At 62.4% G+C, this 8727-nt stretch carries 7 protein-coding genes and 1 pseudogene; all 8 read right to left on the bottom strand.

Going from position 1 to position 8727, the window contains the following annotated elements:
• Positions 1-291, bottom strand: a 291-nt coding sequence (locus H8S45_RS15370; protein WP_186950516.1) for a hypothetical protein, incomplete at its 3' end; no start/stop codon positions are given.
• Complete coding sequence (locus tag H8S45_RS15375; RefSeq protein ID WP_152959522.1) at positions 275-1366, bottom strand: hypothetical protein; 1092 nt, start codon at positions 1364-1366, stop codon at positions 275-277. The genes H8S45_RS15370 and H8S45_RS15375, both read right to left, overlap by 17 nt.
• 185 nt (positions 1367-1551) lie before the next feature.
• Positions 1552-2205: a hypothetical protein gene (locus tag H8S45_RS15380; protein ID WP_054328467.1), complete on the bottom strand. Its 654-nt coding sequence runs from the start codon at positions 2203-2205 to the stop codon at positions 1552-1554.
• Positions 2195-4897: a VirB4 family type IV secretion system protein gene (locus H8S45_RS15385; protein ID WP_054328466.1), complete on the bottom strand. Its 2703-nt coding sequence runs from the start codon at positions 4895-4897 to the stop codon at positions 2195-2197. The genes H8S45_RS15380 and H8S45_RS15385 overlap by 11 nt, the downstream gene beginning before the upstream one ends.
• On the bottom strand, positions 4830-5213 hold the full coding sequence (locus H8S45_RS15390; RefSeq protein WP_054328465.1) for a hypothetical protein: 384 nt from the start codon (positions 5211-5213) through the stop codon (positions 4830-4832). Before H8S45_RS15390 ends, H8S45_RS15385 begins: the two co-directional genes overlap by 68 nt.
• Positions 5200-5502: a helix-turn-helix domain-containing protein gene (locus H8S45_RS15395; protein WP_186950518.1), complete on the bottom strand. Its 303-nt coding sequence runs from the start codon at positions 5500-5502 to the stop codon at positions 5200-5202. The genes H8S45_RS15390 and H8S45_RS15395 overlap by 14 nt, the downstream gene beginning before the upstream one ends.
• 17 nt (positions 5503-5519) lie before the next feature.
• The gene (locus H8S45_RS15400) at positions 5520-6614 is read right to left on the bottom strand and encodes a C39 family peptidase (RefSeq protein WP_186950520.1); all 1095 of its coding nucleotides are present in this window, start codon (positions 6612-6614) and stop codon (positions 5520-5522) included.
• Between the two features lie 103 nt (positions 6615-6717).
• Positions 6718-8727: pseudogene (locus H8S45_RS15405) on the bottom strand (hypothetical protein); the annotation flags it as partial.

Raw genomic sequence — 8727 nt, forward strand, 5'->3', positions numbered from 1 at the left:
GCAGGCCATCGTGACCAGTGAGGCGGTGACAAAAATACCGGTGGGGGTAAACGGGGCGATCAGGTTGAGGAACGGGTTTACCGTCCAGATATCCGTGATCCCACTGTCCGCGTCAAAGGACTGGCGGACGCCGAGCCGGACGGAGTTTATCAGCATCCCGTAAAAGTACCAGATGACTACGCCAAGGGCGGCGTACAGCTTCCCGCTCCCCGGGTGCCGGTCCCGCCAGCACTTCGTCTTTTTTATCACCCGCTCCTCCATCCTGGCGATCTGTTCAGACAGGCGGCGCATGGCGCTCACCGTCCTTCAGCCGGTCCAGAATGTCATTGGACAGGGTGGCGGAGGAATAGAACGGCGGCCTGTAATACTGCTTCAGAAAGCGGTTCTGCTCCTGAAAGCCTGCCAGCACCAGCCGCTGGTACCCCTTCCGCCGGATCTGATACGCGGTCTCCTCTATTTTCCGGATATCCATGTCCGCGACCAGCAGGAACGCCGTATGATCTTTCGGATCGATCCAGTCTGCACCGGTCCCGCTGTCCATCTTGCCGCCGGAGCCCCACAAGACCCTGCACATCTTTGTCCGGTAGTCCGGATGCTTCAAGATATGGAGCTGGCGCACGCCCTGCATGGAGCAGGGCAGGTAAAGGCACGGCTCCTGTGCCATCCGGTAAAAGCGGCCGTATGATACGCAGCGGCTTCGTGCCGATACTGCTTTGGACGATCCGTGCAGGGCGGTATGGATCGCCGCATAGTCAGCGCCGCAAAACAGCAGCGCCCCACGGGTACAGCCGGCGCCGGTGCAGACGCCTTGCAGGAGATCTGTCTCCCGCGCAGGGTTTACGACTCGGTCCATGCCGGGCGAGACATAATACACCACATATACGGTGTCCTGCAGCCGGAGCAGCCCTGCCATCTGGTTATTCCCCAGCACCTGTTGTCCCCGCCTTGCGCGCAGGGCAAATGCCGGCAGATAACCGTCCCTGCTTCGCAGCTCCTCTATTGCTGTCAGATAGGGGTAGATGCCGGCAGCATACATAGTCGCCGTGATTTCAGCATGCTCGAACCGCCGGCCCACCCGCTGTGTGTGGGCGTCAGGCTGCAGGGGGATACCGCTGTCCTGTAAGAAGCGGTACCCCTTTCTCGTCAGCCGCCAGCCGTATACGGGATCGCAGGCTTTCAACAGTTTTTCCTTCTGCAGTTCCTCCATAAGGGACGTGCGGAAGATCGAACCTGCGTACCGTTGCACACATGCGTCCCCCACGTTTCGACACCAGCCGATCAGCCGCGCGACCTCCTTTGCATTCCGCATCGCCATGCCGGTCCTGCCCCCTTTCCGGAAAGTACCGTCCTGCTTTGCATAGGCCACGGTATTTTTCGCCTGTTGTCTGGCCGCTTCCAACTTTTCATGTGCTTCAACCTCCTATATGCATATCTTTCGCTGCTTTTACGCAGCACCGTCCGGTTTTGCAAACCAACAAAGCCGAACGGTACTACCGTATGCTTTTGCACTAAAATACCGTCCGGCTTTGTCCAAAGTACCGTATCCGTTTTTCAGGGCTTGGAGCGGTTTGCAGCCGTGTCTTTCCCGAAATTCCGGCCGGAAAGATAGACCGCAGCCTCGTGATAGGGCAGCACCATGATCTCCGTACAGCCCTTGCCGTCCGGTACGGCGTCCAGTATCAGGCTCACGGTGAACTGGTCGTCGTCCTCAAACAGCACGCCCTTGAGGGCGTTGGTCACGGCCTTCCATTCGCGGTTGTCCGGATCGTAAGCGTTTCCGCCCTTCCGGTCCGTGTGTTCTGTAATGGCCACGAACGCGTGCCGGTACCACGGCAGCACCCCGCCGCGCCCGCGCCACTGGCGGAGCAGCTCCAGAAGGCTGTTCTCGATGTATCCCGTCGTCCGCCGCCGCGCGTTCTGCAGCAGCGTGTCCAGCCGGATTACCGTCCAGCCCTCCCGTGTCACGGAAACCGTCCCCGTGAGGGCGGGAGCGCGCGGCGCAAGCCGCAGCGCTTTTCCCTGCCTGCCCTTCTCCAGCAGCCCGCCGAACGTGCGGCGGGCGGTGAGCACCGCGGTCTCTGCCGCGCACAGGGCTTCATCCGCCGTCCGGCTGCGTTCCGGCGCGTCCGGCGGGAGCTGTTCCAGCTCCCGCGCAAGGTGGTATGCCTCCTGCAAATAGAAACTGGGGGTATGTTCATTCGTCATATCCGGTATCCTCCTCTTCGGTATCCATATCTGTCCTGCCGTGTCCCCACGCCGTGCGCTGCTGCCGGAGCCGTTCCAGTTCCTGCCGCTCCTGTATGCGCTCGATGTCCCGCGGGTCGGTGGTGATGAGTTCCAGCTCCCGTTCAGACGCGATGATATCCACGCCCAGCCGGTTGCGGCCCGCGCAGAGCAGCGCCTGCCCGCGCGTAAACTCCGCGTGCATCTGCATCTCTTCATCCGTCAGGTGGTAATGCTGCTGGATGAGCGCCGCCTCCTCCGGCTCGGTCATCAGGGCGAACTTGATGCGCGCATTGTTGAGCAGCGCCTTGCCGTACTTGCCGTTCTCCAGCGCAAAGAAGTCCTCCAGGTCCTGCGACGCGCCGATGGCCGCCGCACCGTACCCGCGGACGGTCTTGAACAGCTCAAGGACGAACCCAGCCGCCTCGGGGTTGGAGCCCGCGCCGATGAGCGACCAGATCTCGTCCAAAATAATGATCTTCTGCTCGCTGCGCGAGCGCCTGCAGTAGTCCAGACAGATATCCGCCGCCAGCAGAGTGCCGAAAGCGAGCAGGTCTTTGCCAATGTCCGAGATATCCAGCACGATGTATTTGTTGCCCATGTTGATGTTGGTCTCCCCGCCAAGCCCCGCCGCAGAGCCGTTTACGAACCGGCTCAATACAAACGCCAGCGGTTTTGTTTCCTCCTGCTCCATGAGCAGGTCATAAAAGTCCCTTGGCGTGGGCTGCCGTCTGGGCTGCCCGTCTTCGTCCAGCAGGCTGTCGTTGTCCCGCGTGACGCCGAACCGCCCATATAAGCGGGTAAGGGCCACATCCAACCTGCTCATGTCCTCCTCGGTGAGGCTGCGGCGCAGCAGGGAGAAGTAGATGTGCAGCCGGCTGATCTTGTCCGCGAGCAGCGAATCCCCGCGTGTCTCCGTCCGCTCCAGCTCCGCGTTCACATCCAGCGAAGTGCGCCGGATCTCCATGAAGTTGATGCAGTCCGTGGAGGAGGGCGCGAGCCTGATGTACAGCCCGCCGATCGCCTCGCACGCGGCGCGGTATTCGTGTCCCTTGTACGGGGCGATGAGGAAGACCTGCCTGCCCTGCTGGCGGTACCGCATGGCGATAAGCTGCAGAAGGAAGGTCTTGCCCGCGCCGGACATGCCCAGCCCGACCACGTTGGCGTTGCTGTAGCGGTCGCTGTCAAAGATATCGAGCATACAGACCGAACGGCTGCGCCGGTCCCGGCCGATGAGGATGCCGTTCTGCTCGCAGAGCTCCATGGAGTAGAACGGGAACGCGCCCGCCACGCCGGACAGCAGCGCGTTGCGCCGCGCCTTGCGTGCGATCTCCGGCGCAACAGACACCACCGGCAGGAAGGAATGGAACGCCTGCTCCTCCTCGTAGTCACAGCGCTTGCAGATGATGTCCTGCGAGGAACAGAAACGCTCCACCTCGGAGAGCCGCACCTCCAGCCGTTCGGGTGTGTCCGCCGTGACCTCGATCAGGGTGTACATATCGTAGTAGTCCTCGTTCGCCCGGTTCATCTGGGACTTGATGTACTGCCCGGCATAGATGGCGCTGTCCATCTGCTCATAGTCCGCGCGGGTATCGTCCACGTCCCGCATCCGGCTGCGGCTCCACATGGTGGAGTTCGCCACCTTGGGCAATATCTTTTCCCGCGGCTGCCGGTGCAGGGTGACGGAGAGCGAGATCCCGTCCCCCAGCCCCACGAGCGCCGCCAGCCAGCCGCCGCGCACCAGGCTGCGGTAGCCGTAGCCCGCGATGTACAGATAGGCGTGGTACACGCCGTCCAGTTCGATGCAGTCCCGCGCGGTGAAGTCCGCCGAGGCGGGGCAGATCAGGTCCATCACGCCGGTGGGCTTGTATTTTTCGGTCTTTGCACCGCGTTTTTTCCGGCCACATTTTGGTTGGGCAGTCGTTTCTTCGTCTGTTGTCTCCACATCTTCGTTTTCCTGCCTCGCAGCGGCTCCCTCTGCCGCAGCAACTTCAGCCGCGTCCGCTTCCGCTTTTTCCTCTGCCGCAGCAGACGCGAAGCAGTCCTCCAGCATAAAGCGGAAGCCTACCGGCAGGCGGATGTTCCGGCTGGTCCCCTTGCACAACATCCCGAAGACCGTCTCCACCATCTGGTTGTCTATATACTGCGGCTCCACCACCGTGAGCCCGCAGCGGGCGAGATACCCCTTTGCTGTGGCCGCAACGCGGTACAGCTCCGTGTATGGGCCTGGCCCCATGTCCGCTTCATACTGGTACGCGATGAAGAAGCGTGTGGTAAAGGCCCCGTCCTGCACCATGCTGCGCACCTGCCGGATATTATCCTCGATGCACTGCCGGCACAAGGGATCTGTTTCCCGTTCCCAAAATTCCTGCATCCGTCTGGTGTAGTGCTCCACATCCACCGGCTGGGACAGGCACAGGAGCTGTATCCTGCGGGGCGCGATGCGCAGCCAGGCGGCAAAGCAGCTGATGATGCGCTCCCGCTCCGCTGTGTTCTGCAGGAAGAAGTTCATGGGCAGTACCTCGAACAGCCCTGCCAGCCGGCCATCCCTCGTGCGGATCACGCCGCGGTCTATATCCGCGATGGGCAGGCTGCCCTGCAGGTCCTTATCTGCGGGCGTGAGGCTTTGCGCCGCGCCGGCCTGCGCGCCGAAGATGAGTTCTTTTACGTTCATGTTTAATCACTCCTTTGTTCAGTGCAATGCGGCGGTTTTTCCGCCAGCGGAGATAGGTGATAAGGAACCGCGACAGCGGCTCGTCCCGAATGCCTGCCAGTGCAAAGCCGCAGACCGGCACCAGCAGGCAGAGCGAGAGGATGAGCTTCACGGTGAGGGAGAATGGGGTATGCTGCGCCACCAGCGTACACAGCCCCACCGTGGGGGCGGCGAGCACCGCCGCCTCGATGCAGTTGCGCAACTCGAACAGGCCGAGCACACGGCCCGCGTCCGTAAAATTCACGGGGATATAGTAAATGTCTTCATTTGGCTGCATCCTGACCACCTTCCGCTTTTTCCATTACAGCATCAAATAATCTCTCGCGCTCACATTGGAAGTCCCGCAATGCAATGGCGGTATTTTGAATACGGCTGTGCAATATAGCTTCCAGAGCGCATAATATCCGCTCTCTGCTCCTTAGCGTGAGGGAAAATTCCATCCGCTCGATACAGTTGATCCGCTGTACTGTAATGCCGGACTGTGCAGATAATTCACGAAGCGTTATGCCGTGTCTGATACGAAAAAGCCTTATGCGCAGCACATGTCCGTCTGAATATGGGTTCATGATTCTATCTCCTCCTCTCATCCCAATACCCAAAAAGGCCCGCCGGCCGCGGCGCCCTTGTTGCATTCCGCGAGGAACACGCCAAGGTCCCATTCCTTTTGGCTGCGCTCATAGCTGGCGCAGTCCGCTACCAGGATCTTGCCGCTGTCCGTGACGCCCCGCAGCACGATGAAATGTCCCCCGCGGGTGAAATGCCCGGCGGACATGATCGCGATCACGAGCTTGCCTTCCTGCAGGGCCTTTACCAGCTCGGTCCCGCTCCGGCCGATACCGCGGCATGGGACATTGTAATGCGCCGCCCCGTCTGGGATCAGGCTGTGGTAGCTCCCGCTGCCTTCGCAGCGGTGGCCCGTTTTTACGGACCAGTCACAGACCTCCGGCGGCGTGACGGTGGTATCCGTTAGCGTGGATACGCAGATGGCAAGCGACGTTGGCCCGCAGCCCGCCCCCGCGATCGTATTGGTCTGGCCGTACATCAGCCCACCCCAGCGGGGGTCGTACTGGCTGAAATACACGACGTCCCTGGAATTACCCCTGCCGGTGAACACCACATCGGAGAAATCCATATCCGCTGTGTTGTCCACAGACCCGCCCGGCGCACTGTATTCCGCGTCGCAGATGGTATTGTAAATGACCTCCGCCCACATGCGCTGCTGCCCGTCCATGCCCAGCTCGTCCATGAGTTCGGTTGGCGTCTTGTCCGAGATCACCAGCACATAGCCGATAAAATCCCCCTCCGCGTCATACTCCGCTTCGAGGTCATATTGGAGCTTGGCCTGCATAGTCCGGACGATCTTCGCTTCGTCTATCGTCATCACATCCTGCTCGCTGTGTACCGAGGTAATGGCGATCATCCAGTAATCGTTCGTGTTGCCGAGCCGCTTCTCGATGCGGATAAAGCCCAGGTCCTCCGGCAGGAGCGATACGAACAGGTCTACCGCCTGCTGCTCCAGCGTGCGCTGCCGCTTCCATGCGGCGGTGAGCTCCTCCGCATGGGCGGTCATCTCCTGGATATCCGGAGACGACACGCTGGGCGCGCCGAACAGGCTGCACGGCACGGCGGCGAGCAGCAGCAGGGGCAGGCAAAGGCCGATGAGGAGCAGGGCCGGCACTGCTTTGCGCAGTACAGGCGCGGCGGCGGCCGCCGCCGCGCCGTGGACGCCTCCCGCCCATGCCGCCTGCGCGATCCGTACTGCGGCGGCGGTGTGGCTGTGATTATTTCTTTCTCCTGCGTTTTCTATTGTGAGGTCCTCCTCCCTTTGGTGTTTCCGGCGCCGCTTTATTTTTCAGCGGCTGTGCGCTGCGGCGCAGGGTACGGGGCTGGACGGCAGGCGGCGGCGTTACCATATCCGGCGTGCGGACGCCCGGGGTGACGTCCGGATGGGATGCCGTATCCGGACGATCTGGTTTTCTTTCCCGTATCGCTGGGGTAACTGTAGGGCAGCGATCTGCGGGTGCAACGTCCGGCTGCAGCTTTGCGGCTGGCTGCGCGTATGCCTGCGGCGGTGCGGCCGGTGTCACAGCTGCCACCTGTGCGGGCGTGACCTGTGCCGCCGCCTGTGCAGATGTCTTGTGCGGTGCAGACGGCGTCACCCGGGCAGGAGACGGAGCCCCCTGTTGTGCCGCAGGAGCCTCCTGACGCCTTGCTGGAGAGACAACGTTCCCCGTTGCCGGTCGTGCTTCCCGCAGCGGCGCTTCCCTGGCCGGTGAAATGCGGGCTTTATCTGCGTGTCTGGACGCTATGCTGCCTGCGGCAGCGGCAGCGCTGGCAACCGGCGCCGCCGTTTGCTGTTCCTGTGGCGCCCCTCCGGCCGCTATGGGCGGGGAAATCGGCATCTCGCGGGCAGCGGGATGCACCGCCGACTGCTCCTGTACCGTGCCTGCGGCCGTTATGGGCGGCGGCACACTGGTTGCCCGTGCCGACGCTGCCGTAACGGATGCGGCTCCATGTACGCGGTTTTCCCGTGGTACATTGTCTGCAGGTGCAACAACTTGTGAAGGAACCGCCCCCTTTCCCGCTGGGGGCATCCTGCCGGAAGGGGCGGGCGGATTCGCCGGCATAACGCGCGCGGCCGTTGACCGTGACGCAGGCTGCGCCGCGTGAGCATCTGTGCCCTGCTTTGCCTGCTGCGGCAGGGGCGGCATCACTGGGCTGATTTTTCCTGCCTGCTGGGCAGGTTCTGTTTTCCTGCCTCCATACTCCGGCGCCGAATCACCGTGTCCCTGCGCAGTCTCTCTGCCGGAGAGAGCATGAAACGCCTGTTCCGGCGGCTGCGGTGTAACAGGGGAGACCATATGGCTGGCCTGTCCATCCGCTGTGCGCTGCGGCATGACCGGCGGCAGCTTGCCGTCTGTTCGCGGCGGGTCCATCCGGCCGAAGTTCTCCGAAAGCGGACGCTTCGGCGGTGCCGGCGGCGTCACCCTGCCGCCCGCTTCGGAGATGGTTTCGGCGGCGCTGCTGTTTTTCTCCACATGGCTGCTAATATGGCTTTCATCATCAAAGTCATCCGCGTCGATGGAGACCGTCCTGCGCACCTGCCGCATCTTCTCCGTATTGTCCGCACCGTACCGGCGGCGGAAGGCCTCCAATTCCTGCGCGGCCCGCATACCCGAGCCCGCACCGCGGGTCACAGCCGTCCCTTCTGCCGCCGTCCGGCTGCGGATGCTTTCCTTTCGGCTGTCTGACAGCCTGCCGCTGGAAACCGGCCCCCCTGTACCGTTCTTCCCCATACCGCCCCAGAGCGGGCCTTCCCGCGGCGGAGAGCCGAAGGTATTGCTGTATCCGGCGGACGGTGTGTGTTTCGCCGCTGTATGGGTCACGACGGACGCGATGCTGCGCAGGGTCATGGCGGTGAGCGCGCCGGGGAAGCGCGCACCCAGCGGGTCCCCGGTAAGCGCAGGGTTCAGACCGATGCGCAGGATAATGCCGTCCATCTTCTTCGCCATACGAACGATGCCGACTACGAGCATCGCCCACGGGATGATCGCCGCGCCGTTCGGGTCTGTGGAGAGCGCGGACAGCACCAGCTTGACGAACATCAGGTTGAACACCATGAGTACGCACATGCTGGCGAACATCCGCAGCCAGCCGCGGAAGATATCGCCCGTGCTTTTCGACCCGCCCATCGCAAAGGCCAGCGGCGCGCAGTACGTCAGGACACAGAGGATAACGTACCGCTCCGCGACCTCGAAGAACAGCCGGATAAGCTGCCACTGGATGACGAT

Origin of the sequence: Agathobaculum faecis (assembly GCF_014287995.1) — a bacterium.
GTDB lineage: Bacteria > Bacillota > Clostridia > Oscillospirales > Butyricicoccaceae > Agathobaculum > Agathobaculum ammoniilyticum.

Coding starts and splice junctions, on each gene's coding strand:
- H8S45_RS15380 (WP_054328467.1), bottom strand. CDS start 2,205: ATGACGAATGAACATACCCCCAGTTTCTATTTGCAGGAGGCATACCAC.
- H8S45_RS15385 (WP_054328466.1), bottom strand. CDS start 4,897: ATGAACGTAAAAGAACTCATCTTCGGCGCGCAGGCCGGCGCGGCGCAA.
- H8S45_RS15390 (WP_054328465.1), bottom strand. CDS start 5,213: ATGCAGCCAAATGAAGACATTTACTATATCCCCGTGAATTTTACGGAC.
- H8S45_RS15395 (WP_186950518.1), bottom strand. CDS start 5,502: ATGAACCCATATTCAGACGGACATGTGCTGCGCATAAGGCTTTTTCGT.